Genomic DNA, 24,613 nt, shown 5'->3' with positions numbered 1-24,613 from the left:
TTCTCATGGCAAAGGCAGCCGCGACGGGTGCGCAAACACCCGCCGGACCGCCGGCGAAGTCCGGTCTATAGCACAGCGCGCCGGAAGCAAACAGGCAAAATGGCCCCGTCAACCGAGTGACCGATCGCCTGTTCGCGTCAGCCGCCTGCCTTGCCCAGCGCGCGGACCGCCGACGAGGTGATGATGCGTCCCTCGCCGGTGTAGGCCTCGTGGTTGGCGTCGATCTCGCCCAGGCGGTAGCGGTAGTTGATCATCATGCCCAGCGACTGCTTCAGCCCCTTGGGCGAGCGGTCGGCCAGCCAGTTCAGCCGCTCCATCCTGGCGCCGTTGGTCAGGTGGAAATGCGCCACCGGATCCAGCGCGCGGGCACGGCCATGGCCCTTCGGTTCCTGGACCGACGTCAGGTACTGGACGCATATCCGTGCCAGCGGTCCGCGCAGCCGCTTCAGCAGCTCCTCGTCCTCCACCCAGGCGGGACGGGAGAGGACCCGGGCGAGCAGCGGCGACTCGTCGATGCCGACGCCGCCCTCCGTCGGCGCCCCGGCATCGTCGACCTGGTCCAGCTCGGTCAGACGCTCGGCGATGCGCTCGGCCTCCGCGCCGGTCAGCAGGGCATCGCCGTCGCCGTCCAGCATCCGGTCGAACCAGCGGCGGAAACCGGGAATCGGCGACAGCGTGGCATAACACTTGATGTTGGGGAACTCGGTCGCCAGCCCGTCCACCACCCGCTTGATCAGGAAATTGCCGAAGCTGATACCGGCCAGCCCGACCTGCGCGTTGGAGATGGAATAGAAGATGGCGCTGTCGGCGCTCTTGGGATCGCAGACCGGCGCCGTCGGATCGAGCAGGGCCTGCACGGTGTCGGACATGCCCTGGACCAGCGCCACCTCGACGAAGATCAGCGGCTCGTGCGGCATGCGCGGATGGAAGAAGGCGAAGCAGCGGCGATCCGAATCGAGCCGGTCCTTCAGATCCTGCCAGCCGCTGATCTCATGCACCGCCTCGTACTTGATCAGCTTCTCCAGCAGCGAGGCCGGGCTGTCCCAGGTGATGCGGTGCATCTCCAGGAAGCCGACGTCGAACCAGGCCCGCAGCAGGTTCTTCAGGTCGTCTTCCAGCGCCTGCAGCAGCGGCTCGCCGCGCGCCATCTCCATCAGCTCGGCCCGCAGGTCGACCAGGAACTTCACCCCTTCCGGCAGGGCGTTGAACTGGGTCAGCAGGCGCAGGCGCGGCGGCTCGAGCGCGCGGCGGAGCGCCCGCTCGGCATGGCCGCGGGCGACCGGATCGGCCGCCGCCTGGAAGGTCGCCATCGCCTCCGCCACCGCGTCGCGGTCGACGTCGAAGTCGCGCGCGAGCATCAGAAGGAAATTGCGGCGGCCCTGCGGATCGAGCGCCAGATAGGTGCGGCCGAGCTGGGCGGCACGGGCGCGGGCGGAAACCTCGCCGCCGCGCGATTCCAGGCAGGCCTCGATCTGCTCCTTCAGCCGTTCGGCGTCTTCCTTGGGCAGATGGGTGCGGGGCGGGGCGCCGACGGCGCCGCGGGCCGATGCCGCGATCTCGCGCCAGCGGGTGCGCAGGTTGTCCAGCGCACGGTCGAAGAAATTGGGCTGGGCGGCCGGGGATGGCGGCACAGGCTCCAGGGTGGTGGTGTCGGGTGCGTCGCTCATACTCCGGAGTCTGGCCCGCCCGGAGCGCCGTCGCAAGGGGGTGTGCGGACGCCGTCGTCAGGAGTACCGCCGACGCCACGGCGACGCGGCTTCAGCCCTGCGCCTTCAGCGCCTTCAGCACGCCGGGCAGCGCGCCCGCCAGATCGTCGGAGATCAGGCCGGGGCCGAGCGCCAGCCCCGCCTCGCCATGCAGCCAGACCGCAGTGCAGGCGGCCTCGAATCCGTCCATCCCCTGCGCCAGCAGCCCGAGGACGATGCCGGCCAGCACATCGCCGGTGCCGGCGGTCGCCAGATCGGGCGGCGCGTTCATGTTGACCACCGCCCGGCCGTCGGGAGCGGCGACCACGGTGTCGGCCCCCTTCAACACCACGACGGCGCCCGACCGCGCGGCGGCGGCCCGCACCCGCGACAACTTGTCGCCATCCATTCCGATCGACTCGCCGAACAGCCGGGCGAACTCCCCCTCATGGGGGGTGAGGACGCAACGCTTGTCGAGCCGGTCGAAGAGCTCATCGGCCGTATCCGCGAAGCTGGTCAGCGCGTCGGCGTCCAGCACGCAGGCCCGGCGGGCATCGAGCGCCTCCATCACCGCGGCGCGGGTCTGCGCCCCCCTGCCCGCCCCCGGCCCGATCAGTACCGCGTTCCTGCGAGAGTCCTGAAGCAGCCGGGCGAAGGCGCCGGAGTCCTCCAGCGGATCGACGATCACGCTGGCGCAGCCGGCGGCATAGACGGGAAACGCCTCCGGCGGACAGGCGATGGTCACCAGCCCGGCCCCGGCACGCAAAGCGGCGACCGACGCCAAACGGGCGGCCCCGGTCATCCGCGCGCCGCCCAGCACCACGGCATGGCCGCGCGCATATTTGTGGCCGTCCAGGGCCGGCCAGGGGAAGCGGTGGCGCCACAGCGACGGCTCGTTCACCGCGGTCTGCGGGGCGATGCCGTCGAGCACCCGCTCCGGAATGCCGATGTCGGCCACCACCACCTCGCCGCACAGCGTGCGGCCGGGCAGCAGGACATGGCCGGGCTTGCGGCGGAAGAAGGTGACCGTCAGCGCCGCCTGGGGAGCGGTGCCCAGCACCCGGCCGCTGTCGCCGTGCAGGCCGCTCGGCACGTCGACCGCCACCACGGTGCGCCCCTCCATCGCCTCGACGACGGTGCGGGCCAGACCATCGAGCGGCCTGGACAGGCCGGCGCCGAACAGCGCGTCGATGACCAGGGGATTGCCCTTGAGGATGTAGGGATCGGCCGCCTCGATCGGCCCGGGCCAGCGTTCGGCCGCCACCGCGGCGTCGCCGGTCAGCGCCGACCGCGTGCCGAGCAGCGCCAGCCGCACCGGCCAGCCGGCTTCCAGCAGGAGCCGGGCGATCACGAAGCCGTCGCCGCCGTTGTTGCCGGGGCCGCAGAGCACGGCGGTCGGATGCGGCGCCCAGCGTTCGCACACCGCGCGGACCACGGCGGCGCCGGCGGCCTCCATCAGGGCCGGGCCGGGAACGCCGGCGGCGATCGCCAGCTGGTCGGCCCGATACATCTCCGCGACGGACAGAAGCTCAGCCATCCCCCACTCCCCCGACCCTGGCTTTGCGTTGGCAAGGCTTCGAACAGGCGAAGATGCGCATGCCCGCTCTACCCGTAGGCAGTGTCTTCACCCGGAACAAACCATGCGGACAAGCATAAACGTCCGCAAAACGGCGGGCCAGCCGTGCGGACGTTCATAAGACCGGATTTTCCAAGACGCGTACAACAACATGTGTACGAGAAGAAGATGGGGCGATGGATGGGACTCGAACCCACGACCGCTCGGACCACAACCGAGAGCTCTACCAACTGAGCTACCACCGCCGCCGTCAGCGTTGCCGCCGTCGGGAGCCGCGTTATGCTCCAGCTGGGGACTTCCGGTCAAGCGCCTTTTTTCACGAATGCCAAAAAACTTTGCGCGGTCCGTTTCACCCGCCGTTACGGCCGGTCCCGGCCGCCCTCGGCCCTGCGGAGCGCCGGTTCTGCGCGGATCGCTTGCGCCAATTGCACAAATATTGTTCACTCCGCCAAATCCTTCGGCAGCACCCTGCCCCATCGGACGGCATCCGACCGTCTTATGACCAGCGTCGATGCCGCCGGATCGGATCGGCCGAATGTGGCACGCTCCATGCTTATCGTCGTCGCTGTCGGCAGTGCCGTGGACGGTGCCTGCCGGCGTTGGCACCTCGTACACGAGAGACCCATGAAGAAGATCGAAGCCATCATCAAGCCGTTCAAGCTCGACGAGGTGAAGGAAGCCCTTCACGAAGTCGGGATCAAGGGGATCACCGTCACCGAAGCCAAGGGCTTCGGCCGCCAGAAGGGCCACACCGAGCTTTACCGCGGCGCGGAATATGTCGTGGACTTCCTGCCGAAGGTGAAGATCGAGGTGGTGATGGAGGATTCCCTGGTGGAACGGGCGATCGAGGCGATCCAGCAGGCCGCGCATACCGGCCGCATCGGCGACGGCAAGATCTTCGTCACGCCCGTGGAGGAAGTGGTCCGCATCCGCACCGGCGAAAAGGGTGCCGACGCGATCTGATCGCATCCGGCTCCCGGCTCCGCCCTTCCGACGGCTCCCTTCCGACCAGCACCCGCCAACATGCGCCGCTTTCCCCGCCCCCTCATGCCGGCCCCGGCCGCACCCCTCGCCGAACGGCCGATGGCCGCCTATGGCGAACGTGCGAGTTTTTGGGCTGGCGCGTTGTCTGGGGAAGAAAGGCGTGAGATAACGTCCGCCGCGAGCGCCGCCCTCCGCCGCCGACGCCCCGATGGGGCAGCGGCAGCGGCTTGACGCAGCGGGATCCAACCCTCTTAAAGCGTGGAAAAAGAGACATGTCCGACATCAGCAAGGTCTTCGACCTGATCAAGGAACACGACGTCAAGTACGTGGACCTGCGCTTCACCGACCCGCGCGGCAAGCTGCACCACACGGCCCAGCACGTCTCGACCATCGACGAGGACGTGTTCGAAGACGGCATCATGTTCGACGGTTCCTCGATCGCCGGCTGGAAGGGCATCGAAGAGTCGGACATGATCCTGAAGCTGGACCCGACGACGGCCGTCATGGATCCGTTCGCCGCCCAGCCGACGCTGAACATCCTCTGCGACGTCTATGATCCGGGCACCGGCGGCGCCTATGCCCGCTGCCCGCGCGGCATCGCCAAGGCCGCCGAGAAGTACACCGCGTCGGCCGGCATCGGCGACACCGTCTTCTTCGGTCCGGAAGCCGAGTTCTTCGTGTTCGACGACGTCAAGTACTCCGTCGACATGAACAAGGTGTCCTACGAGTTCGCCTCGGACGAAGGCTCCTACTCCTCGGGCAAGGAGTATGAGGACGGCAACCTGGGCCACCGCCCGGGCACCAAGGGCGGCTATTTCCCGGTCGCCCCGATCGACAGCTGCAACGACCTGCGCGCCGAGATGCTGAGCGTCCTGGCCGAGATGGGCGTTCCGGTCGAGAAGCACCACCACGAGGTGGCCGCCGCCCAGCACGAGCTGGGCATCAAGTTCGACACGCTGGTCCGCACCGGCGACAACATGCAGTACTACAAGTACGTGGTGCACAACGTCGCCCATGCCTACGGCAAGACCGCGACCTTCATGCCGAAGCCGGTCTTCGGCGACAACGGTTCGGGCATGCACTGCCACCAGTCGATCTGGAAGGACGGCCAGCCGCTGTTCGCCGGCAACCAGTACGCCGACCTGTCGGAGCTGGCGCTGTTCTACATCGGCGGCATCATCAAGCACGCCAAGGCGCTGAACGCCTTCACCAACCCGTCGACCAACAGCTACAAGCGCCTGGTCCCGGGCTATGAGGCCCCGGTCCTGCTGGCCTACTCGGCCCGCAACCGTTCGGCGTCCTGCCGCATCCCGTACGTCGCCTCGCCGAAGGGCAAGCGCGTCGAGGTCCGCTTCCCGGATCCGTCGGCCAACCCGTACCTGGCCTTCGCCGCCATGCTGATGGCCGGCCTCGACGGCATCCAGAACAAGATCCATCCTGGCGACGCGATGGACAAGAACCTGTACGACCTGCCGCCGGAAGAGCTGGCCAAGGTCCCGACCGTCTGCGGCTCGCTGCGCGAAGCCCTGAACTCGCTCCGCGAGGACAACGAGTTCCTGCGCAAGGGCGACGTCTTCACGCAGGACATGATCGACGGCTACATCGACCTCCGCACGGAAGAGATGATGGCCTTCGAGACCATGCCGCACCCGATCGAGTACAAGATGTACTACTCGGTCTGACGTAGTTGATGAAGTCCGGATTGTTGATTTTTGTCAGTTCATTGACGAATCAGCAGTCCGGCTTTATCTGGAAAGCTATTTATATTTCAGAAGTTGCGTCTTTCTGCCTTCTAAGGCTTTGTTCTTTTTGTCATTTTTCCCAAAACCTGCAAGTATTGCGATATCGAATGAAATTCAAACCAGAAGTTTCCACTTTGAGAAAAATTGGACCAAACAAGAAGCTAAACTTGTTTGATAAAATAACAGAGAAAGTAAATAATACGGCGAGCTTAGCGACGAATATAGTTAAACTTTCTGTCGTTGCTTCAACCGTCTTTGGGGGCCCTCTAATTTCTCTGTATTTATCCAGCGTCGGCGCCCCGTTTCCAGCCAGCGACTCTGGTACAGCTATAATGCTGATCGTCTTTATGATGATGCTTGCATCTGGATTAACTTTGATAACTTTTTGGCTTGCCCTACCTGCCCTTTCCAAATTTCTTGCAAGCGCCTCCACTCGAACTCATTTTCAGGGATTATTTCGCGACCCCAATAATGGGAAAGGATCTCTGAAAGAATTTTTATCCTCCTATATTCTTCTTTACTATCCGATGTTTTTATTATTGATAACGGCTCCATTTTCTTTTCTTGAGTCCGGAACGGTTGAGGCTTTCTTTAACATATTTATTGTTTTATCAATATCAACGACAATCGAAATCGTCCGTTTTAAAGCAAGAGGGCGCACAGATGTATCTGACGTAATAATGTTCAAGCTGTTCTCAAATTTATTTTCTCTTTTCTGGATATATTTTTTTGTCATGTATCTATTTTCAACATATGATGATTTTGGAGTTTTTTTAAATAAACTAGATATACCAGAATATATAAAGATATCAGTATTGCTATCTTTAACATTCTTAACCACAACTATATCACATGTCGGGCTTAGCAGATGGGGAACATCGCCGAAGCTTATTTTTCTTTTGTTTTGTTTCTGTATTTTTCTATTACTCTCCCATTCTCCTGGTGCCATATCATTGACATCGACATCTCTAAGGAATCTTGGCTTTGGAGGTGGCGTTCCAGTTACAATAATGGTAAAGCGATTTCAGGAAAACAATAAAGATATAAAACCTGAGCTACTATCAGGCTGCCTCATTTTGCAAACCAGTACGACGGTTATGATTAAAGCAGAAAAAATCCCGGGGAATTGCGTGACTCGTAAAAGCTTAACTGAGCCAACCGTCTTCTCAGTATCCTATAAAGGAATTATCGTATTCCAGCGGAGTGACGTCACTGAGATAAAAGAATTTACCGCAATGACTGAGGGCAAAAGATAAAGATTATTCTTAAAAATATATACAAAATATAATTGAGTAGAATATATATTTAGGAATTTTCTATTATGCAAAAAAAAATACAGCAACCACATTTTAGAAAGATTAAAACGAACTGGATTATAGTTATTTTTATTAATTTTATGCGATGACTTTATTCATTGGGTTGTTTTTTGATACAGCTCTATTTTCACAACTCCCGAGAATGGATGGTGGAAGGAAGTTACATCTTCCAAAAAACTCACCCTTGGATTTTCCGTGGTGCTTTCTTCGTATTATATCTCACCCTACTCAGCATCGCGTTACCGGCTCACGTCCATTCCCCCTTTGGCGGAACCCGATATTTTAGATTGCTTCCGGCTCGGTATCTTCCTAAAGATCGGTAACTTTCGGTTACGCTCAATCCGATTGCGCCCCGGGGAAGGCTTCCGCGTCGATGCTGATCATCACGGACGACCAGATCACCCATCTGTCCGCCCTGTCGCAGGCCGATTTCATCGGGCGGGCGGACAGGCTCCTGCGCTCCCGCTTCGAGGAGGCCGCCGCCGTTCCGGACGGCGACCTGAACGGTCCCATCGAGGTCCTCACCGACAAGGCGCTGGGCTACGGCCTCGTGATGGAACCGCAGGCGCTCGCCTACATCGTGACCGGGTGGCTGCTCGGGCTGGAGTTCGACGCGGAATTTCCCGCGGCCCGTTTCATGCTGGCATCGCCCGACTACACGCCGGCCGAAAAGGCCGACTGGCTGGAGAACTGGACGGTCCGGATGTTCAAGCTGCTGGCTCCCTCCTCGTCCAAGATGGGGGGTTGAGCCGCCATGGGCTTCGGCGACGCCTTCAAATCGGCCTTCGCCCAGGCGACGGACGCCGCCCGCTCCGCCGCCGCCTCGGTGGCCACCGGTGCCGAGTGGGTCGGGAACGAAACGGCCGGAGCCGCCCGCCATGCGCGGGATGCCGCCAAGAGCGTCGCCCAATGGGCCGGCGAACAGGGCGAGAAGGCACGGGAGCACATCAAGCAGAAGATGGTCGCCGCCGGGGGCGCCATCGTCGACAAGGCCCGGAAGGCCGAAGCCACGGCGCGCCAGACGCTGGAAACCGCACGCCAGACCTTGCAGAGCGAGGTCAAGCAGGCCCAGGCCCGGGCGGCGCAAGGCTTGTCGGCCGCCCAGGACAAGGCGAGGCAATTGGCTGCCGCCGCCCAGTCCCAAGCCCGGGACATCGCCGAGCGGACCCGCCAGGAAGCCGCGAGCATGGCGCGCGCCGCCCAGCAGAAGGCCGAGCAGTTCGTCGACTCGGCCCGGCAGAAGGCCGGCGAAGCCTATCAGGCGGCGCAGAAGACCGCCGAGGCGGCGATGACGCAGGCCCGGCAGGAGATGGACCGCGCCCGCGCCGAAGCGCAGAAGGCCGCCGATGCCCTGCGGGCCAAGGCGGCGGATGCCGCCGGCAAGGCGAAGCAGGCGTTCCGCGCCGCCGCCAAGACCGCCGAGGACAAGGCCGTCGGCGCCGCCCATGTCGCCTGCTCGGCGGCCCAGAAGGGAATGGATGCGGTCCGCGCCCGCTATAACCAGGGGCTGCAGAATTCGGAGAGCAAGAAGCTCGCCAATCCGGACGGCAAATGGAAGGTGGAAGGGAAGCGCGGCGCCGAATATGACGGGCGCAATTACTCCGGTTACGGCAGCGAGTCGGGCGGCGTTCCCGGCGTCGCCCCCAAGGCCGAGATGAAAATCGCCCGGACCACCGAGAACGAGCTTCTCTATTACGGTTCGGACGACAACAACGTCCGGGTCGGGGTGAACGACGACACCCTGGCACTCGGCTATGAACACGACTTCGAGAACAACCGCGACATCCTCGGCGTCGTCGCCGAGAAGCAGGTGGCGGTCGCCACCGCGCAGGGGAAACACAAGTTCGGGGAAGGGGCGGAGGTCTCCGGACAGATCGAAGCCATCTCGGCCAAGGCCGGCGGCACCTTCGCCATGGTCAGGTCGGCCGATTTCGTCGGCGCGAAGGCCGAGGTCGGCGCCGAGGCGAATCTGGTCAAGGGCGCCGTCGGCGGGCAGATCAACATCACGCCGCGCACCGTCTACGCCAACACGCTGGGCAAGGTGGTCGGCGCCTTCAAGCCGGAATGGAAGGAGCTGCCGTCCAACAAATACACCACCAAGGGTATTTTCGTCGGCGGCGGGCTGGAGGCGGGCATCGGTGCGGCCGCCAAGGCGAATGCCGAGGTAAACCTGAAGAAGGCGAGCGTCGACGTCGGCGCCAAGCTCGGCGCCGGTCCGATGGCTGGACTTTCCGCGACCTTTGGGTTGATCCTGGATTAGCCGGCGCCGCCGTGCGGCGGCCGGCCGGACTTCGGGCCGAACTCAGGCCAACTCTCAAACACCAAGCTGGAACGGGGACATGACCGACACTCTGCCGACGGGCCGCGCCTTTTCGCCGCAGGAGATCAGTCGGCTGTTCCTCTGGTACGACGCCGTCCCCTATGAGAACCCCGACCTCGCCCTGCGCCTGCTGGTGCCGAACGGCTGGCGGGTGGATGCGGCGACCGCGGAGACGCCGGACCTGACCGTTACCACGATGAAGCCGCTGGTCCTGCTCGCCGAACCGGACGGCGGTGCCTATCTGCAGGTGCAGGCGGTCCGGCTGGAATACGATCTTTCCGCCGAGCATTGGCTCCGGTTCTACATGATCCAGGCCGGCTACCGGCCTCGGGCAATGCGCGAGCTGTCGCCGGTGTTCGCCGATTCCCTGTGCGACTTCTCGATCTCGGACGTCGAATTCACCGGAAGGCTGGCCGCCCGGGTCGTCGACGACCGGCTGTTCATGATCTTCGGCTTCGCCCCGGCGGAGCGGTACCAGGCGCTGGCGGAAAGCTTCGGGGTCGCCGTCGCCTCCTTCAAGCCGGCCAAGCCGCCGAGCCATCCCGGCGTCGAGCCCTGGGTCACGTTGTCGGCCGGCACGGTCCCATTCTCCTGCCCACCGCATTGGACCGCGATTCCGGCGAGGGCGCCGCAGGGGATCGCCGGGATCGACCTGACCTTGACCGTCGCGGATGCCCTCACCGGCTGGATGCGGGTCAAGACCGTCTCCCGCGAGCTGCCGACCGACATGGAACTCCAGGTCCAGACGACGCTGGACGCCCTCGCCAGGGATGGGCTGCAGGTGTCCCGCCTGATCGCCAACACCGGAATCAGCCTGGAGGGAACCCCGTTCACCGGCGGCTTCCTCCAGGTGTTCGAGGCGCACACCAGCGCCGACCTGCCGCAGGAGATCTGGCTGGCGGTCCTCGAAGACAAGGACCGCTATGTGGTGGTCTTCCTCGTCACCCCCGACCGGGTGGACCATTTCCAGGTCTGGACGCGAAACCGCAGGGCCTTCGGCATCGTCCTCGGATCGCTGGGGCGCTAAGTAGGTTTTCCGAACTCCGCCCCGCTCACACATGGGCGGGCTCGGAAAACCTGCAAAACCATAGAGTCCGCAGGTTTCTCCAGGCCGGGCCTGTGGCCCGATCTGGAGAAACCTGCTTAGGGGCGCTGCTCATGTCCTTCCAGTTCTCCTTACAGACGATGGTCCTGCTTTTCCTGCTGTTCTGTGGCCTGCTGGTCGGCGGCGGCATCCTCTACACCGTCAACCGGACCGGCCCGGCGCTCGACGCCACCCGCGCATGGCTGGAACTGCTGCGGCGGCAGGATTACCGGGCGGCGTATGAACGCACCAGCGCCGGCTTCCGCGAACGGCAGACCCTCGCCGATCTGGAGGCCTTCGCGCGAACGCATCAGTTCTCGCTACACACCGAGCTCAAGCTCGGCCGCCGCGCCGCCTCGCCGGACAGCGCGGTCTTCACCGGCTGGCTCGGCTCGGCCGACGGCAGCTCGGCGATCGCGCTGTCGATCGGCCTGCGCAAGTCGCCGGCCGGCGTCTGGCAGCCCGAACGGCTGGAGGTCGGCGAGGCGGTCGGCCGGCACATCGTCCGCGACGGCTCCACGCGGTTCGGACCGCCGGGGCTCTACGCGTCCTGATCGCCAGCCGACGCCATCCCCGTCACTTCAGCCATACCCCGACATCCGGCGATGCGCAGCCGGCCCGCTCCGCGCAATCGGCCTTGGCGCAGGTGCAGGATGGGAACAGGCAGCCGTCGCCATTCAGGTCGGTCGCCCGCACCGCGAGGTCGTAGCGTACCCCGCGCATGATGGCGGGACCGGCGGTGCTGTAGCGTTCGTAATGCTCCACGACATGGCGTACGCGGGTGAGCAGTTCGCGCCGTTGATCGTGCCCCGGGTCCATGCCTTCGCCCCCAATCGCCATGATTGCCGACAGGAACAGGGACGCTGGAAAGCCGCCTCCTGTTCCGCCATCCAAGTGCAGTACGGCGCATGGGTCTGGCCGGGCGCAGGAATGATGCGCCGGCTTGGCTGTTGCCACGGCAGTGATCAAGACGGGAGAGCATGATGGATCGTGATCGGCTGCACCGCGTCGCCAAGGCGCTGGGCGACGTCCACCTCTACGAGAAGCACCACACCGGTGAGTTCATCGCCATGCGCCTGCGCGACTCGCTGGCCGACAATCCCGGCTATGACGAGGAGGAGGTCGAGAAGAAGCTGCTGGAACTGGCGCGGGTGGCGCTGGAGGCCGCGGAATAGCGCGGTTGGACAGTGACGAAGCGACCGAAGCCCTGTTGGTGTGGGTGAACCGATCCGACAGAGGGAGACTTCCGCCATGACCGAGGATAACAGGGCCGACCCGTCGCGGAATGATCGGTCTGACCAGGACCGCCCCGCGGCCAAGCCCGTTCCGGTGAAGCCGGCGGTCGAGCCGATGAGCGACAAGGACGAAGCCCCGCCGGGCACGCCGGGGACGGGCGAGACCATCGACCCTAAGACCGGCGAGACCTATGTGCAGGGAATCGGCGGGGCGTGAGGCGATCATTCACCACTGGCACCAATGAAAAGGGCCGGCTCCTGCGAGCCGGCCCTTTTCGCTGTCAACCCAGCCGCGTCACCCCATGAAGGGCGGGGTCGCGGTGAAATTGGCGGCCTTTTCGACGACATGGCCGACGCGCAGCAGCGTCTCCTCGTCGAAGGGGCGGCCGATCAGCTGCAGGCCGAGCGGCAGCCCGTCGGCACCCAGGCCGGCCGGGACAGACATCGCCGGCAGGCCGGCGAGGTTGACCGGAACGGTGAAGACGTCGATCAGGTACATCTGCACCGGGTCGTCCATCTTCTCGCCGATGGCGAAGGGCGTGCTGGGGGCGGTCGGCGTCAGGATGACGTCGCAGCTCTTGAACGCCTCGTCGAAGTCCTGCTTGATGCGGGTGCGCACCTGGCGGGCCTTGTTGTAGTAGGCGTCGTAATAGCCGGCCGACAGCACATAGGTGCCGATCAGGATGCGGCGCTGCACTTCCTTGCCGAAGCCGGCGCCACGGGTGTTCTCGTACATTTCCTTGAGGTTGCCGCCCTCGACCCGCAGGCCGTAGCGCACGCCGTCATAGCGCGCGAGGTTGGACGACGCCTCGGCCGGGGCGATGATGTAATAGGCGGCCAGCGCGTATTTGGTGTGCGGCAGGCTGATCTCGACCGGCTCGGCGCCGGCCTCCTTCAGCCAGGCGATCCCCTGGTCCCACAGCGCGGCGATCTCCGCCGACAGCCCTTCCGCCCGGTATTCCTTCGGAATGCCGACGCGCAGGCCGCGGATGTCGCCGGTCAGCGCGGCGCGGAAATCCGGCACCGCCATGTCGACGGAGGTCGAGTCCTTCGGGTCGAAGCCGCACATCGAGCGCAGCATGATCGCCGCGTCCTCGACCGTGCGGGTCATCGGCCCGGCCTGGTCCAGCGAGGAAGCGTAGGCGACGATGCCCCAGCGCGAGCAGCGGCCGTAGGTCGGCTTGATCCCGACGGTGCCGGTGTAGCCGGCCGGCTGGCGGATCGAGCCGCCGGTGTCGGTGCCGGTGGCGCCCAGCGCGGCGCGCGCGGCGATCACCGCGGCGGAGCCGCCCGACGAACCGCCGGCGACGATCTTCCTCTCCCAGGCGCCCGGCGCGCCGGGGCTCCAGGGGCTGACCGTCTCGCCCTGGTGGGCGGTGATGGTGGCCGAGCCCATGGCGAATTCGTCCAGGTTCACCTTGCCCAGCATGACGGCGCCGTCGCGCCACAGCTGGGAGGTCACCGTGGATTCATACTCCGGCGTGAAGCCGTCGAGGATGCGGCTGCCGGCAGTGGTGGCGACGCCCTTGGTGCAGAACAGGTCCTTCACCGCGATGGGCAGGCCGTCCATCGGCCCGGCCTCTCCCTTCGCGCGGCGCTCGTCGCTGGCCTTGGCCATCGACAGCGCGGCGTCGGGGGTCTCGGTGATGAAGATGTTGAAGGGGCGCACGGCCTCGACCGCGCGCACATGCGCCTCGGTCAGTTCGACCGCGGTGAACTCCTTCTTGGCGAGGCCGTCCAGGGCCTCCGCCATCGTCAGCTGCGTGAGCGCCGTCATCACTCGACCACCTTGGGCACGACGAAGAAGCCTTCGGCCGTTTCCGGACCGTTCGACAGGACCTGGGCGGCGTAACCGCCGTCGGTGACCTCGTCCTTGCGCCGGCGCAGCTTCTGCGCGGCGACGCTGGTCATCGGCGGCACGTCCTTCGTGTCGACCTCGTTGAGCTGTTCCACGAAGGTCAGAATCTGGCTCAGTTCCCCGGCCAGGGATTCCAGTTCCTCGTCCGGCACCTTGATGCGGGCCAGATGCGCGATCTTGGCCACCGTGGCCTTGTCGAGCGACATGCCTCTACTCTCTTCCAAAACATTGGAAATCGGCCGCGAAGCTAGCACCCGCGCACGCCCACCGCAACGATTGCGGCCGCCGCCCCGCTCAGAAGGCGCCGGGATCGCCCTTGACGAGCCCGGCGGTCAGCGCCAGCGGGCATCCGCAGGACGGGCATTGGGTCCGCTGCAGCACTTCGACCACCCGCGCATCGGGCAGCACCGCGCCGAGCGTCCTCTCCACCGCGGCGATCTGGCGCTTGTGGTCGGCGCCGGCACCGCAGGCCGCGTCCAGCATGGCGCCGTAATCCGAACTGGATTGCGCGGTGATGGCCTTCGCCCCGCCGGCCACGAACAGGCCGGCACCGCCGGCGGCCAGCCCGGCCAGCACCGCACGCCGGTTTGCAACCGTCATCGTCCTGCTCATCCGCCTGCTCCCCTTGATCCGACCTGGTCGTCCGCCCTGTCGGGGCGTCGCCCGCAGGGACGGAGTATACACCGCCCACCGGTGGCCCGATCATTAAAAAGCGGGCATTGGAAAGCCGGCATTGGAAAGCCGGATGGTCAGGCGGCGATCGACGAGTCCGCGTTCCAGTCGGCACGGCCCACCCGCAGCTTGAACAGCGCGATCGGCTCGCCCCAGGGTGTCACCCGCGTCTCCAGCGCGACCGGCACCATGCCGAGCTTGGCATAGAGCAGCAGGGCCGGCGTGTTGGTGTTGAAGCAGTAGAGCGTCAGTTCGGGCAGGTGATGCCGGCCGAAGGCGCGGTCGATCATCGTCCGCACCAGATATTCGGCGATGCCCCGGCGGCGCAGGGTGGGGTCGACGCTGACATTGCCGATGCTGGCGGTGAACCCGTCCTCGAAGGTGGCATAGTTGGCGTAACCGACCACCCGTTCCCGCCCATCCACGGTCAGGGTGACCACGGTCGGATCGCGGCGGACGCCCAGCGTCGCCCGCACCTGATCCGGGGTCAGGGGCCAGACGGCGCGCGGGAACAGGAAATACAGCTCCTCCGCGTTGCGGGGAAAGCCGCAGATGGCAGGGATGTCGGCGTCGGCGAGCGGCCGGTTCGACAAGGCTGTGTGTGACGTTGCGCTGCTCATGCTTAGAAGAATAAGTATCTCGCGCATCAACTCAAGCGACCTTGCGGTGACAAGGCCGCGGTTCTATGGTCGGGCCATGATCCACACCCTCTCCGAACTCGCGGCCCGGCTGGGCAAAAACCAACGTTTGCTTGGCCTTGACGTCGGCACCAAGACCGTCGGGCTGGCGGTCGCCGATCCGGGGCTGATCGTCGCATCCCCGATCGGCACGCTGAAGCGCACCAAGTTCACCCAGGATGCGCGCGAGCTCGGCAAGACCATCCGCGATTACGGCATCGGCGGGCTGGTGGTCGGACTGCCGCTCAACATGGACGGGACGGAAGGGCCGCGCGCCGAGTCGGTGCGCGCCTTCGCCAACAACCTGCTGGAACGCTCCGACCTGCTGGGCTGGGAGGCGGAGATCGCCTTCTGGGACGAACGGCTGTCCACCTCGGCCGTCGAGCGCTTCATGATCGGCGAGGCCGACATGACCCGCAAGCGCCGCGACGAGGTGGTGGACAAGATGGCCGCCGCCTACATCCTGCAGGGCGCGCTCGACATGCTGGCGAACCAGCGCCGCCTTGCCGCGCAAGCGGAAGAGGACGAGCGGAACGAAGACGACGAAGAGGACGACCGGGACTGAATCCGGTCGCGGCCGCCGTTCAGTCGGGCCTTCCAATCAGGCGGCCCATCCAGTCAGGCATAGCGGTCCGGTCGAAGCACCGCGGCGCGGCGGAGCAGCTTCGACGGATCCAGTCCCTGCGCGCGCAGCAGGACGCTGGCCTTGGCCAGAGCGGCCGGCGTGTCCGGGGTGAGCGCCAGCGCGCGGCAGTAGCACCCCTCCGCCAGATCGGTCCGCCCGGCATCGGTCAGCGTCTCCGCCGCCGCCAGCAGGCCGTCCATGGCCATGGCGAGATCGCCGTCGAGGTTCAGCGCCCCGGCGAAGGCCTGCACCGCCCCCGGCAGATCGCCCTGGCTTTCCAGCACCAGCCCATAGGTGGCCCACCAGACGGGAACGCCCGGCCGGGCGGTGATGGCCTGGGCGATCGCCTCCCGCGCCTCGGTCCAGCGGCCGGCCTGCGCGGCGATCAGGCCTTGGCGGTAGATGCTTTCGGCCTGATCCGGCGTCATCGTCTGCAATCCGGTCTTACGAATCGCTGCGGCCGAGCTGGTCCATCAGCTCGCGCCATTCGCGCTTCGACAGGCCGCTCGCCTCCTGGGTGACCGGCTCGCCGGCCAGCAGGCGCTTCACCACGTCCAGGCCGGTGCGCGACAGATGGGCGCCGCCCATGCGGTATTCGGTGAAGGACTCGTAGACCGCCGGGACCCAGCGCTTGACCACGTCCAGCATCGCGTCGGCATAGACGCGGATTTCGTACTGGGCATGGGCGTCGGCGCGTAGCGACAGGAAATGGAGAAGGTTGTGGAGGTCGACCTTCCAATACCACTGCGTGTAGTAGTTCAACGACAGGTTCATCCGCGCCAGCTCGCGCGCCAAGCCCTGGCGGGTGGGGTCGATGACCGTGCCGTCCTCGCGGTGGTTCAGCATCTCCTCGTAATGATCATAGGCGCGTTCGGAATCCTCGCGCAGCAGCCGCATGACGTCGGCCGCCTCCTCGCCCTCCAGCACGTCGCCGCGGCCCTGGCGGTTCACCACGGCCTGGGCGCCCAGCTGTTGCGGCGCCGGCACGTAGAATTCCCGGTCGAGGATGGAGTAGCGGGCCGAATATTCGTTCACGTTCGCGGTGCGGTGGCGAATCCACTGGCGGGCGACGAAGATCGGCAGCTTCACATGGAACTTGATCTCGCACATCTCGAACGGGGTCGAGTGGCGGTGGCGCATCAGATACTTGATGAGGCCGGAATCCTCGCTGACCTTCTTGGTGCCCTTGCCATAGGACACGCGCGCCGCCTGCACGACCGCCGCATCGTCGCCCATATAGTCGACGACGCGGACGAAGCCGTGGTCCAGCACCTCCAGCGGCTGATAGAGGATGTCCTCCAGGGCCGGGACGGTGGCGCGGCGGGTGGTGGCGGTGACGGCGCGCAGGCGATCGATTTCGTCGCGCTGCTCGGGCGTGATCGGCATGGTGACTCCGGGGCTGCAACGGCCGGACTCTTAAGCAGTGCGGCACAAGGGTGCAAGACGCCTTTCTGGCACCCGGCCCGCCCGCGTCATCGCAACGCATTCGGCGATGATATCACACACCCCCTTCCCTTGCCCGACGGGAGTGCCTATATTCGCGTCGTCGGTTCGCCGACTATGGCGATAAACGCCTTGTGGAATAAGCGTTGTGGACCCGGGGGCGGTACCCGGCGCCTCCACCAACCATACACCGGACTCGTTGACCGGGGTCGTTGGGGGCGAAACAGGATCGACACGCGTGGTAAAGGCATGGTTTTCGCTCGGCATGGTTCCGCCGTTATCGGGCCGTTGCAATAGTTGCCAACGACAACGTTGCTCAGGCTCGCCTCGCTGCCTAACGGCGGCTGGTAGCCTAAACCTAATCCCCGAGGGTTAGCGCCTAAGGGTGGGGCCGTGGGCCGCCTAGCAACAGAAGGCCCACACCTCTTTCCCAGCGTTTCGTGCCGGCCCTGGCCGCGGCGGGACGTAAGACCGATCGCGTTATCAGGGACCCGCCCAAGCATGCCGAAAGAGCAGCTCCGCTATGACCGGATGGTCGAGACCGCTTTGCGCGGCGTTGTCCGCGATGCGCTGACCGAGGTTGCCGAGCGCGGCTTGCCGGGCAATCACCATTTCTACCTGACCTTCCGCACCGGTTTCCCCGGCGTCGAGATCCCGGAATACCTGTCGTCCCAGTATCCGAACGAGATGACCATCGTCCTGCAGTTCCAGTATTACGGGCTGGACATCACGGACGATCATTTCGAGGTCACGCTGAGCTTCAACAACGTGCATGAGCGGCTGGTGATCCCCTTCGCCGCCATCACCACCTTCGCCGACCCGTCGGTGAATTTCGCTCTGCAGTTCCAGCCCCTGGCCGCCGCCGAATCGGCGGAGGTCTCGGCCATGCCGCCCCGTCCCGCCGCCGAGCGCGCCGAGGAGAAGGCGGAGGAAAGCGCCCCGGCCGAGGAGCCGAAGCGCGGCGAGGTCGTGGCGCTGGACGCCTTCCGCAAGAAGTAACCTCGGTACGGATGCCTGCCCGGCCGCCCAGCGAATATGTCGCCACGCTCTGCGAGATGATGGCGCCGCTGGGTGACGTGCGGGCGCGCCGCATGTTCGGCGGCTACGGCCTGTCCATCGACGGCCTGACCTTCGCGCTGGTCGCCGACGACACGCTGTATTTCAAGGCGGATGACGGGAATCGCCCGTCCTTCGCCGAGCTGGGCCTGGAGCCCTTCCGGCCGATGCCGGACAAACCGACCACCCTCTCCTACTACCCGCCTCCCGACTCGGCGCTGGACGACCGCGACGACCTGCTGGTCTGGGCCCGCTCGGGGTTCGATGCGGCCTTGCGGGCGGCGGCGAAGAAAGCCGCGAAGTCGAAGCGGAGGTAAGCGCCCTCTCCCGCCCCGGGAGAGGGAGGGGACCCGCGCCGAAGGCGTGGGGAGGGTGAGGGGCTATCCGAACATGGATCTTGATCCTCGTCTAAACCCTCACCCTTCCCATGCTCCGCATGGGCCCCTTCCCTCTCCCGGGGCGGGAGAGGGAATTTCTCGACCCCCTCAGATATTCTCGGCCATGTGGATGGTCGCGTTGCTCGCCTGGGCGCCGGCGCTGCGCTGGCGCAGTTGGCGGGCGAAGCGCAGGGGGTTGGGGAGGAAGTTCAGCATCGAACCGATCTTTCCGACCGACGAGGTCGCCTTGCCCACGGCCATCACGTCGGCCAGCCGGCGGTCGATGAAGGCGCGGGTCTCGGCATGGCCGTCCGACTTGTCGTCCAGCCAGTAGAAGGTGGAGGAACTGACCACCGCGGCCAGCAGCGCCCGCTTGGTATAGTGGTTGTGGTCGGTGGAGGTGTCGCCGGCGGCGAACCACATGGCATCCACCGTGCGGTACAGCAGCCGCAGGCCGAGCGCCACGTTCTGCGGCAGGGCCAGATAGGAGAGCTGGCGACGCTTGGCCTCGCGGTAGGGCTCCAGCACCTCGAAATAGGTGCGGACGGCGAGGGAGATGCGCTCGCGCACCTTCATCTCCGCCAACGGCTGGGCTTCCAGCCGGTCGAGCATCTGGCGGTCGGCCCAATCGGCGAAATGCTCCACCGCATCGGTGACGCCGCCCGGGAAGGCGCGCAGCAGGGCCGACGGCTCATGTCCCGCCATCTGGGTGCCGTCGCGCAAGGACTGCAGGCTCCAGCCGTCGAAGACGACGTTGGGCAGGCTCGCCACCAGGATCTCGTCGCGAAGCGTATCGATGGTCATCGCTCACTCTCCCCGCGCGCCCCGTCAGTCCCGGGACGGCGCGTCCTTGGCCGCGGCCAGCGCGGCGTTGAGATGATGCATCTCCTCGGTGCAGACGAGGAGCCGCAGATCGTCCATGCGATCAAGATAGAGCACGCCGTCCAGGTGGTCGACCTCGTGCTGGACCACGCGGGCGTGAAACCCCGACGCCTCGCGGTCGATCCGGGCGCCGTCCAGCCCATAGCCGCGGTAGCGGATGCGCGCATAGCGCGGCACCAGGCCGCGGAGGCCGGGAATCGACAGGCAGCCCTCCCAGCCCAGGACCTTGTCATGGGACAGCGGTTCGATCTCCGGATTGACCAGGACGGTGTTCGCCACCTCCTCCCCCTCGCCGCGGTCGGCGGGGACGCGGAAGACGATGATCCGGCGCGACTCCGAAATCTGCGGCGCGGCGAGACCGACTCCGGGCGCGTCCAGCATGGTCGCGATCATGTCGGCGGCCAGCCGGGCGACGGCCGGGTCGGTCGGATCGGCGATGGGCTCCGCGATCTCGCGGAGCACGGGATTGCCCATTCGGGCGATTGGAAGCACTGGCATGCCGCTATATCTGGAGTGTGGACGGGGCCGGAGCAACCGCCTTCCTGCCCGGTTCATGCTTGTGGACAAGACTCCCCTTCACAAAGGCGGTGGAGCATGCTACACACTGCGCCCACACAAGGGGTGCGCCCGCCGCGCATGCCTATTTGTTGCCTTTGCGCAACATGCTTCACTTGGAAGGGTGACGGTAAACGTGCAAGTTCTGGTCCGAGATAACAACGTCGATCAGGCCCTCCGCGCGCTCAAGAAGAAGATGCAGCGCGAGGGCATTTTCCGTGAAATGAAGCTGCGTCGCAACTACGAGAAGCCCTCGGAGAAGCGTGCGCGTGAGAAGGCTGAAGCGGTGCGTCGCACCCGCAAGCTGCTCCGCAAGCGGATGGAACGCGAGGGCTACTAATCGTCGGTCGCGCTTAGCGGCTGCGAAGGGCGCGTGTGACGCGCGCCCAAGACCCCTTGTGTCTTGCACCCGACCGTCCCGCGAAATTCGCGTGGGCGGTTTTGGTGTATCTGCGTCATTCTGCTCGGCCCGATTGTGCGTCGGGCAAGCGTATTGAACGGCCAGCGAGCCGAAACGCCGCGGCCCGGTACCGGAAAGGCACGATCATGAGCGCTTCCAACCTCACTGCCCGCCACTCGGTCCCGGCCTTGCGAGCCCGCAAGGGGGGCGAGCCGATCGTCTGCCTGACCGCCTACACCGCTCCGGTCGCCCGGCTGCTCGATCCGCATGTCGATGTCCTGCTGGTCGGCGACTCGCTGGGCATGGTGGTCTATGGGTTGGACAGCACGCTGCCGGTGACGCTGGACATGATGATCGCCCATGGCGCCGCCGTGGTGCGCGCGTCGGAACGCGCGTGCGTCGTCGTCGACCTGCCCTTCGGCAGCTACCAGGAGAGCAAGGAGACGGCCTTCCGCGCCTCGGCCCGGGTGATGGCGGAGACCGGCGCCCAGGCGGTCAAGCTGGAAGGCGGAATGGAGATGGCGGAAACGGTGGCCTTCCTGACCGCCCGCGGCATCCCGGTGATGGGCCATGTCGGGCTGACGCCGCAATCCGTGAACACGCTCGGCGGCTACAAGGCGGTCGGCCGCGATGCCGAAGCCGCCGAACGGATCGCCGCCGATGCCCGCGCAATCGCCGAGGCCGGCGCCTTCACCCTGGTGATCGAGGGCACGATGGAGCAGCTTGCCCGCCGCATCACCGAGGAGGTGGCGATCCCCACCATCGGCATCGGCGGTTCGCCGGCCTGCGACGGGCAGGTGCTGGTCACCGACGACATGCTGGGCCTGTTCGGCGCCTTCCAGCCGAAATTCGTCAAGCGCTACGCCAATCTGGGCGAGACGGTCGGCGAGGCCGCCGCCGCCTATGCCGCCGAGGTGCGGACCCGTGCCTTCCCCGGGCCGGAGCATTGCTTCGGGATGAAGAAGGCGGCCGTTTAACGCCCTCTCCCGCCCTGGGAGAGGGAGGGGACCCACGAAGTGGGGAGGGTGAGGGGTAGACCAAGGCCCCGAACCGCATGGCTTCGTGCCCGACCCCTCACCCTTCCCATGCTACGCATGGGCTCCTTCCCTCTCCCGGGGCGGGAGAGGGAGACTTTCCGCGCAGTTCGTTCTTCCTCCGTTCCAGGCGATCCGCTACAGTCCGGTCGCCATGGAAGCCCCCTCCCCCGCCCTGATACCGCCCAACGTCGCCGCTTGGTTCCGGTCGCGCGGCTGGGCGCCGCACCCGCATCAGGTCGCCATGGTCGAGGCCGCCGAGCGCGGGGAAAGCGCGCTGCTGATCGCGCCGACCGGCGGCGGCAAGACGCTGGCCGGCTTCCTGCCCTCGCTGATCGAACTGGCCGAGCGGCCGCGCGAGGGGCTGCACACCCTCTATATCTCTCCGTTGAAGGCGCTGGCTGTCGATATCCAGCGCAACCTGGAACAGCCGATCGCCGAGATGCGGCTGCCGATCCGGGCGGAGACCCGCACCGGCGACACGCCGGAGGCCAAGCGCAGGCGCCAGCGCACCCATCCGCCGCACATGCTGATGACGACGCCGGAAAGCCTGGCGCTGCTGCTGTCCTACACCGACGCCGACAGGCTGTTCCGATCCTTGCGCTGCGTCATCATCGACGAGCTTCACGCGCTGGCCGGCACCAAGCGCGGCGACCTGCTGGCGCTCGGGCTGGCGCGGCTGTCACGCCTCGCCCCCGCCGCCCGCCGGGTCGGGCTGTCCGCCACGGTGGCGGAGCCGGAGCGGCTGCTGGCCTGGCTGTCGCGCCGCGGCCGGCATGAGGGAACGGACTCCGACGACGTGCGCCTCGTCCTCGGCCGTTCCGGCGCCCAGGCGGAAGTCGAGATCCTGACCTCGCAGGAACGGGTGCCCTGGGCCGGGCATATGGCGATGCATGCCATGAAGGAGATCTACGAGCGAGTCCGCCGCCAGCGCACCACCCTGCTGTTCGTCAACACCCGCGCGCAGGCCGAACTGGTGTTCCAAGCGCTGTGGCGGGTCAACGACGACAACCTGCCCATCGCGCTGCACCACGGCTCGCTGGCAGTGGAGCAGCGCCGCAAGGTCGAAGGCGCCATGGCGCGCGGCGAGCTGCGGGCGGTGGTCGCCACCTCCTCGCTGGATCTCGGCATCGACTGGGCGGCGGTCGACCTCGTGGTCCAGATCGGCGCGCCCAAGGGATCGAGCCGGCTGGTCCAGCGCATCGGCCGCGCCAACCACCGGCTGGACGAACCCAGCCGCGCCCTGCTGGTCCCCGCCAACCGCTTCGAGGTGCTGGAGTGCCGTGCCGCGCTGGAAGCCGTCCACGACCACACGCTGGACGGCGAGGCGCCGCGGCCGGGCGGGCTGGACGTGCTGGCCCAGCATCTGCTCGGCATGGCCTGCGCCGCCCCCTTCCTGCCGGACGCGCTCTATGAGGAGGTGGTCTCGTCCGCCCCCTATGCGGCGATGACTCGCGACGAGTTCGACGACGTGCTGGATTTCGTCGCCACCGGCGGCTATGCGCTCGGCGCCTATGAGCGCTTCCAGCGCCTGAAGTTGGGCGAGGACGGGCGGATGGCGGTGGCCGGCCCGGCGGTGGCACGCCAGTACCGCATGAATGTCGGCACCATCACCCAGGAGGCGCTGCTGCGCGTCCGCCTGAACCGCGGCCCGGTGCTGGGCGAGGTCGAGGAGTATTTCATCCAGGGCCTCACCCCCGGCGACACCTTCCTCTTCGCCGGCCAATTGCTGAAATTCCTCGGCGTGCGCGAGATGGAGGCGCAGGTCGCCAAGGGCGGCAGCGGCGATCCGAAGGTGCCCGCCTATGCCGGCGGGCGGCTGCCGCTGACCACCCATCTGGCCGAGCGCGTGCGCGCCATGCTGGCCGATCCGCGCCAGTGGGACGGGCTGCCCGAGGATGTGCAGGAATGGCTGCGGCTGCAGCGCACCCGCTCCGTCCTGCCCAACCGCGACGGGCTGCTGGTGGAGTGCTTCCCCAAGGCCGGCAAGCGCTTCCTCGTCGCCTACGCCTTCGAGGGGCGCAACGCCCACCAGACGCTGGGGATGCTGCTGACCCGGCGGATGGAAAGGGTCGGGCTGGGGCCGCTGGGCTTCGTCGCCACCGACTACGTGCTGGCGATCTGGTCGCTGCGCTCGCCCACCGACATGGACGCGCTGTTCGACCAGGACATGCTGGGCGACGATCTGGAAGCCTGGATGGACGAATCGTCGATGCTGCGGCGGACCTTCCGCAACGTCGCCCTGATCGCCGGGGTGATCGATCGCCGCCATCCCGGGCAGGAGAAGACCGGGCGGCAGGTCACCTTCTCCTCCGACCTGATCTATGACGTGCTGCGCAAGCACGACCCCGGCCATGTGCTGCTGCGGGCGACACGGGCCGATGCGGCCGGCGGACTGACCGACATCCGCCGCCTGTCGGACTTCCTGGCGCGGGTGCGCGGGCGGATCACCCACAAGGATCTCGACCGCATCTCCCCCCTGGCGGTGCCGGTGATCCTGGAGATCGGCCGCGAGCGGGTGGACGGCAGCGCCACCGACGAGCTGCTGGCTGCCGCCGAGGCCGAACTGCTGGCCGAGGCGATGCCGGAACTGGCGCCGCCACGGCCTGCGAAATTGGAAACGGGACGCCCGCAGCAGGGGCGGTTGTCGTTGTGACACCGCCCCATGCCGATCGCAGGTTACTTGCGCAGCTCCGGCTCCACTCCCGGCTCGCCGCTGAACTCGACAAGAATGGTCTCGTCACGGACGATGAACTGACAGGCCAGACGGTAGGGCGGCGGGCGGTGGGCGTTCTCGGCCGCCTCCAACAGGTCCCTGTTCAGCTTGCCGTTGACGGACAGGGTAACTTTCTCCTTTTCGGTCAGATCGATGGCCATCGGAGTCTTCCCGTCGAGATAAGTCACCTTGACGAGGCAGGACCCGCACTCGCCGTCCTGGCACTGGAACGGGATCGGGATGTCGTGCTTTTTCGCCAGCGCCAGCAGAGTGCCGGTATCGCCGGCGACCGCGTAGACGGTCATGTCCTTGGGCATGGTCAGGCCGGTGAACGTCACTGTGGCCATGGGTATCCTCCGGGTATGGTTGTCATCCG

General features: G+C 66.0%; 27 protein-coding genes, 1 tRNA gene and 1 other RNA gene. 16 read left to right on the top strand and 13 right to left on the bottom strand.

The features are described 5' to 3' along the window. Positions 1–137: 137 nt before the first annotated feature. The 3 genes from JHL17_RS10925 to JHL17_RS10915 all read right to left on the bottom strand — a co-directional run bounded on the left by JHL17_RS10925 (position 138) and on the right by JHL17_RS10915 (position 3,506). Positions 138–1,667, bottom strand: a complete 1,530-nt coding sequence (locus tag JHL17_RS10925; protein WP_200192936.1) for a malonyl-CoA decarboxylase — start codon at positions 1,665–1,667, stop codon at positions 138–140. Between the two features lie 91 nt (positions 1,668–1,758). Next, positions 1,759–3,222 carry an NAD(P)H-hydrate dehydratase gene (locus tag JHL17_RS10920; protein ID WP_200192934.1) on the bottom strand — a complete coding sequence of 488 codons (1,464 nt, stop codon included), beginning with the start codon at positions 3,220–3,222 and terminating at the stop codon, positions 1,759–1,761. A 208-nt stretch (positions 3,223–3,430) separates the two neighbouring features. Then, positions 3,431–3,506 (bottom strand) — tRNA-His (locus tag JHL17_RS10915). A 379-nt stretch (positions 3,507–3,885) separates the two neighbouring features. Between JHL17_RS10915 and JHL17_RS10910 the strand changes: the two genes are divergently transcribed. The 7 genes from JHL17_RS10910 (at position 3,886) to JHL17_RS10880 (ending at position 11,261) form a co-directional block, all read left to right on the top strand. After that, positions 3,886–4,224 carry a P-II family nitrogen regulator gene (locus JHL17_RS10910; protein ID WP_012974531.1) on the top strand — a complete coding sequence of 113 codons (339 nt, stop codon included), beginning with the start codon at positions 3,886–3,888 and terminating at the stop codon, positions 4,222–4,224. A gap of 293 nt (positions 4,225–4,517) precedes the next feature. Beyond that, a complete protein-coding gene (gene glnA / locus JHL17_RS10905; protein ID WP_200192932.1) occupies positions 4,518–5,927 on the top strand; it encodes a type I glutamate--ammonia ligase in 1,410 nt (469 codons plus the stop codon). Positions 5,928–5,935: 8 nt separating this feature from the next. Then, positions 5,936–7,243 carry a hypothetical protein gene (locus JHL17_RS10900; RefSeq protein ID WP_200192930.1) on the top strand — a complete coding sequence of 436 codons (1,308 nt, stop codon included), beginning with the start codon at positions 5,936–5,938 and terminating at the stop codon, positions 7,241–7,243. 433 nt (positions 7,244–7,676) lie between these two features. Next, the gene (locus JHL17_RS10895) at positions 7,677–8,051 is read left to right on the top strand and encodes a hypothetical protein (RefSeq protein WP_200192928.1); all 375 of its coding nucleotides are present in this window, start codon (positions 7,677–7,679) and stop codon (positions 8,049–8,051) included. 6 nt (positions 8,052–8,057) lie between these two features. Beyond that, positions 8,058–9,563 (top strand): hypothetical protein, encoded by a 1,506-nt coding sequence (locus tag JHL17_RS10890; RefSeq protein ID WP_200192926.1) that lies wholly within the window; start codon positions 8,058–8,060, stop codon positions 9,561–9,563. Between the two features lie 79 nt (positions 9,564–9,642). Beyond that, positions 9,643–10,650: a hypothetical protein gene (locus JHL17_RS10885; protein ID WP_200192924.1), complete on the top strand. Its 1,008-nt coding sequence runs from the start codon at positions 9,643–9,645 to the stop codon at positions 10,648–10,650. Positions 10,651–10,781: 131 nt separating this feature from the next. Next, positions 10,782–11,261, top strand: coding sequence for a hypothetical protein (locus tag JHL17_RS10880; protein WP_200192922.1), 480 nt, complete (start codon positions 10,782–10,784; stop codon positions 11,259–11,261). A 22-nt stretch (positions 11,262–11,283) separates the two neighbouring features. On the opposite strand, the gene JHL17_RS10875 is transcribed toward JHL17_RS10880, so the two are convergent. After that, positions 11,284–11,526 (bottom strand): hypothetical protein, encoded by a 243-nt coding sequence (locus JHL17_RS10875; protein WP_200192920.1) that lies wholly within the window; start codon positions 11,524–11,526, stop codon positions 11,284–11,286. Between the two features lie 161 nt (positions 11,527–11,687). Here JHL17_RS10875 and JHL17_RS10870 point away from each other — a divergent pair, with 161 nt between their 5' ends. Together JHL17_RS10870 and JHL17_RS10865 are read left to right on the top strand one after the other, a co-directional pair. Further along, the gene (locus JHL17_RS10870; protein WP_200192918.1) at positions 11,688–11,882 is read left to right on the top strand and encodes a hypothetical protein; all 195 of its coding nucleotides are present in this window, start codon (positions 11,688–11,690) and stop codon (positions 11,880–11,882) included. A 76-nt stretch (positions 11,883–11,958) separates the two neighbouring features. Next, complete coding sequence (locus JHL17_RS10865) at positions 11,959–12,159, top strand: hypothetical protein (protein WP_200192916.1); 201 nt, start codon at positions 11,959–11,961, stop codon at positions 12,157–12,159. 78 nt (positions 12,160–12,237) lie between these two features. Here the strand turns inward: JHL17_RS10865 and gatA are convergent, their stop codons facing one another. From gatA to JHL17_RS10845, 4 genes are all read right to left on the bottom strand, one after another. Then, on the bottom strand, positions 12,238–13,719 hold the full coding sequence (gene gatA / locus JHL17_RS10860; RefSeq protein WP_200192914.1) for an Asp-tRNA(Asn)/Glu-tRNA(Gln) amidotransferase subunit GatA: 1,482 nt from the start codon (positions 13,717–13,719) through the stop codon (positions 12,238–12,240). Beyond that, complete coding sequence (gene gatC / locus JHL17_RS10855) at positions 13,719–14,006, bottom strand: Asp-tRNA(Asn)/Glu-tRNA(Gln) amidotransferase subunit GatC (RefSeq protein WP_042691134.1); 288 nt, start codon at positions 14,004–14,006, stop codon at positions 13,719–13,721. Before gatC ends, gatA begins: the two co-directional genes overlap by 1 nt. 88 nt (positions 14,007–14,094) lie before the next feature. Further along, positions 14,095–14,412, bottom strand: coding sequence for a hypothetical protein (locus tag JHL17_RS10850; RefSeq protein WP_200192912.1), 318 nt, complete (start codon positions 14,410–14,412; stop codon positions 14,095–14,097). A 137-nt stretch (positions 14,413–14,549) separates the two neighbouring features. After that, complete coding sequence (locus tag JHL17_RS10845; protein WP_247893448.1) at positions 14,550–15,065, bottom strand: GNAT family N-acetyltransferase; 516 nt, start codon at positions 15,063–15,065, stop codon at positions 14,550–14,552. A gap of 103 nt (positions 15,066–15,168) precedes the next feature. Here JHL17_RS10845 and ruvX point away from each other — a divergent pair, with 103 nt between their 5' ends. Next, entirely contained in the window at positions 15,169–15,714 is a 546-nt protein-coding gene (ruvX, locus tag JHL17_RS10840; protein WP_200192908.1) for a Holliday junction resolvase RuvX, read from the top strand. A 53-nt stretch (positions 15,715–15,767) separates the two neighbouring features. Here ruvX and JHL17_RS10835 read toward each other — a convergent pair whose 3' ends face one another. After that, complete coding sequence (locus tag JHL17_RS10835) at positions 15,768–16,202, bottom strand: tetratricopeptide repeat protein (RefSeq protein WP_200192906.1); 435 nt, start codon at positions 16,200–16,202, stop codon at positions 15,768–15,770. Positions 16,203–16,218: 16 nt separating this feature from the next. Beyond that, the gene (gene thyX / locus JHL17_RS10830; RefSeq protein WP_200192904.1) at positions 16,219–17,160 is read right to left on the bottom strand and encodes an FAD-dependent thymidylate synthase; all 942 of its coding nucleotides are present in this window, start codon (positions 17,158–17,160) and stop codon (positions 16,219–16,221) included. A gap of 120 nt (positions 17,161–17,280) precedes the next feature. Here thyX and ssrA point away from each other — a divergent pair. From ssrA to JHL17_RS10815, 3 genes are all read left to right on the top strand, one after another. Then, positions 17,281–17,641: a transfer-messenger RNA gene (ssrA, locus tag JHL17_RS10825) on the top strand. 77 nt (positions 17,642–17,718) lie between these two features. Then, positions 17,719–18,216, top strand: a complete 498-nt coding sequence (locus JHL17_RS10820) for an SspB family protein (protein ID WP_200192902.1) — start codon at positions 17,719–17,721, stop codon at positions 18,214–18,216. Between the two features lie 11 nt (positions 18,217–18,227). After that, complete coding sequence (locus JHL17_RS10815) at positions 18,228–18,590, top strand: TfoX/Sxy family protein (RefSeq protein WP_200192900.1); 363 nt, start codon at positions 18,228–18,230, stop codon at positions 18,588–18,590. Between the two features lie 168 nt (positions 18,591–18,758). Here the strand turns inward: JHL17_RS10815 and JHL17_RS10810 are convergent, their stop codons facing one another. Beyond that, positions 18,759–19,454: a COQ9 family protein gene (locus JHL17_RS10810; protein ID WP_200192898.1), complete on the bottom strand. Its 696-nt coding sequence runs from the start codon at positions 19,452–19,454 to the stop codon at positions 18,759–18,761. Between the two features lie 24 nt (positions 19,455–19,478). Next, entirely contained in the window at positions 19,479–20,030 is a 552-nt protein-coding gene (def, locus tag JHL17_RS10805; RefSeq protein WP_200192896.1) for a peptide deformylase, read from the bottom strand. A 193-nt stretch (positions 20,031–20,223) separates the two neighbouring features. Here def and rpsU point away from each other — a divergent pair, with 193 nt between their 5' ends. From rpsU to JHL17_RS10790, 3 genes are all read left to right on the top strand, one after another. Next, positions 20,224–20,427 (top strand): 30S ribosomal protein S21, encoded by a 204-nt coding sequence (gene rpsU / locus JHL17_RS10800; protein ID WP_012974546.1) that lies wholly within the window; start codon positions 20,224–20,226, stop codon positions 20,425–20,427. Between the two features lie 206 nt (positions 20,428–20,633). Further along, on the top strand, positions 20,634–21,464 hold the full coding sequence (gene panB, locus JHL17_RS10795) for a 3-methyl-2-oxobutanoate hydroxymethyltransferase (RefSeq protein ID WP_200192895.1): 831 nt from the start codon (positions 20,634–20,636) through the stop codon (positions 21,462–21,464). A 211-nt stretch (positions 21,465–21,675) separates the two neighbouring features. Then, entirely contained in the window at positions 21,676–24,177 is a 2,502-nt protein-coding gene (locus JHL17_RS10790) for a ligase-associated DNA damage response DEXH box helicase (protein WP_200192893.1), read from the top strand. 23 nt (positions 24,178–24,200) lie between these two features. Here JHL17_RS10790 and JHL17_RS10785 read toward each other — a convergent pair whose 3' ends face one another. After that, the gene (locus JHL17_RS10785) at positions 24,201–24,584 is read right to left on the bottom strand and encodes a 2Fe-2S iron-sulfur cluster-binding protein (protein WP_200192891.1); all 384 of its coding nucleotides are present in this window, start codon (positions 24,582–24,584) and stop codon (positions 24,201–24,203) included. Positions 24,585–24,613 lie beyond the last annotated feature (29 nt).

It is taken from the genome of Azospirillum endophyticum (genome assembly GCF_016595245.1).
GTDB classification, from domain to species: domain Bacteria; phylum Pseudomonadota; class Alphaproteobacteria; order Azospirillales; family Azospirillaceae; genus Azospirillum; species Azospirillum endophyticum.
The sequence above is the reverse complement of the archived record's forward strand: the minus strand, read 5'-3'. Positions and strand labels throughout refer to the sequence as shown.